The organism is Microbacterium sp. zg.Y909, assembly GCF_024626565.1.
Window position 1 is genome coordinate 1 of record NZ_JANJFJ010000570.1, and the last position, 2,017, is coordinate 2,017.

Annotated in this window: 4 protein-coding genes; all 4 read left to right on the forward strand. The window is 70.2% G+C overall.

Features of this window, described 5'->3' with window-relative positions; genetic code table 11:
• Positions 1–365, forward strand: a 365-nt coding sequence (locus tag NQ160_RS22945; protein WP_306854073.1) for an SbcC/MukB-like Walker B domain-containing protein, incomplete at its 5' end; no start/stop codon positions are given.
• 9 nt (positions 366–374) lie between these two features.
• Positions 375–560, forward strand: a complete 186-nt coding sequence (locus NQ160_RS22950) for a hypothetical protein (protein ID WP_257517327.1) — start codon at positions 375–377, stop codon at positions 558–560.
• 10 nt (positions 561–570) lie between these two features.
• Positions 571–702 carry a hypothetical protein gene (locus NQ160_RS22955; protein WP_257517328.1) on the forward strand — a complete coding sequence of 44 codons (132 nt, stop codon included), beginning with the start codon at positions 571–573 and terminating at the stop codon, positions 700–702.
• 103 nt (positions 703–805) lie between these two features.
• Positions 806–1,384 (forward strand): hypothetical protein, encoded by a 579-nt coding sequence (locus NQ160_RS22960; RefSeq protein ID WP_257517329.1) that lies wholly within the window; start codon positions 806–808, stop codon positions 1,382–1,384.
• The last annotated feature ends 633 nt before the right edge of the window (positions 1,385–2,017 follow it).

Here is a 2,017-nt window from a genome sequence, read left to right on the forward strand (position 1 = left end):
GCCTCGGCATCGAGGTGCTCGACGCCCACACCGGGCAGTCGCGGCCGCCGCAGTCGCTGTCCGGCGGCGAGACCTTCCTCGCGTCGCTGGCGCTCGCGCTGGGCCTGGCCGAGGTGGTGACCGCGCGAGCGGGCGGCATGCGTCTAGACACCCTGTTCATCGACGAGGGATTCGGCTCCCTCGACGCCGACACACTCGAACTGGCCATGCGCACGCTCGACGAGCTGCGCGCCGGTGGCCGCACCGTCGGCGTCATCAGCCACGTCGAGGCGATGAAAGAACAGCTGCCCGCGCAGCTGCTCGTCGAGGCCACGCCGCGGGGGCCGAGCATCATCCGGCAAGACGTGGTCTCCCACGCCTCCTAAGCTGGCCTCATGGACAAGAGCAGCACGATCTGGACAGTTCTCGGCATCATCGTCGCGGTGGTGATCGCCTGGGTACTGGTGAGCGTGCTCGGCAGCGTGCTGATGTTCGCGATCAAACTGGCCATCGTCGCCGTGGTCGCGATCATCGTCTTCTTCGCGATGCGGGCGATGTTCGCCCGCTCCCGCCGGCACTGAGAACCTGCTCGTGACCGGCTCTGTGGATCCTGACAAGAAACGGCCGTCGCCCGCTCGCGTCGGCGTCTGGCTCGTGGTCAGCGCTGTCGGGCTGTACATGCTGGCATCCGGAATCATCGGCATCGTCTCCGGGGGCAGCTGAGCAAACCGACAGCGGGCCGGAGTATTCACGGCCGAGGCCGTGGCCCCGGTGCACCGCGTGGGCGAAGATGGGGAGACCGGCTTCTGCCGGGGAGAGGTGCGACATGGAATCCGTCCCACTCGAAACGCCTGAAGGCATCACCGCTCGACTCGGGTGGGACCCGAGCACGAGCGTGCACGACCGCCGACGCATCCTCACCCGCGAGATCGTCGCGGGCCTCGAGAAATGCGAGCCGTATGAGATCCGCGTCGAGCGCGAGCCGCCTCGCGGCTACGGCTATCACACGCGGCTCATCGCCTCACGCGACGGCGAGAACCTGCCGTACGCGGTGAAGACGGCGAGTTACCGGTCGGCGACGGTCGTCGCGGTGACCGATCCCGACATGCCCCTGGGCCTCGACGTGCGCGACATGCACCCCGACGCCGCCGACGTCCGTATGATGCAGAAGCACTCGCACCTGCTCGACGAGAACAACATCCTCGACCTCCTCGACCACTGGACCCGGGTGCAGGCCGTGCTCGAGGCGGACGGGCGCGGGGTACGCGTGGCCGCAGAGCGCGTGCACCTGGACCCGACCCGTCGCAGGGGCTGGCTGCCCGATCGCAAGCTGGGATACCACCTGGCCGACCTTTCGCGCGACGGCTGGATCATCACCATCGCCTACGGGTCCCTGCGCGTCTGAGCGCCGGCGCGGGCTAGTGGCAGGCGTGTAGCGCCCGCCGGGCGGTGCGCGCCTGGCGGTGCTCGCCGTTGCCGTGGCGGGCGTCGGCGGCGCTCGCCACGGCGGGTGCGCTCGCATGCCTGAACGCTCGCCCGTCCCAGATGACGGTTTCCCGCCCCGTGAAGCGACGATTCGCGACAGGTGAGCGGATGCCCGGCGGTCGGGGCCGTGCGGTGCGCACGCCCTGTGCTCCCGCCCTGTCGGTGCCCGTCCGCCTCGGCATCCCGACCCGAGTGCTCGCCTGTCGCGGATGACGGTTTCCCGCCCAGTGGAGCGACGATTCGCGACAGGTGAGTGCGCGGCGGCGGTCAGGACCGTGTGTGGTGCCGGTTTCCCGCCCTGGTAAGCGGCAATCTGCGACAGGGGAGCGGATGCTGCGCGGCAGCGACACGCCAGCGGATCAGCCGGCGCACCCCGGGACCTATGCGTCCGAGAGCGCCGCGTCGAGCTCGGCCAGCCACGCGCGCGCGTTGCCGTCGCTGGGAGCCCGCCAGTCGCCGCGCGGCGACAGCGATCCGGCTGCTGCGACCTTCGGGCCGTTCGGGATCGCGGAGCGCTTGAACTGCGCGAACCCGAAGTAGCGCTGCAGGAACA

Coding starts and splice junctions, on each gene's coding strand:
- NQ160_RS22950 (WP_257517327.1), top strand. CDS start 375: ATGGACAAGAGCAGCACGATCTGGACAGTTCTCGGCATCATCGTCGCG.
- NQ160_RS22960 (WP_257517329.1), top strand. CDS start 806: ATGGAATCCGTCCCACTCGAAACGCCTGAAGGCATCACCGCTCGACTC.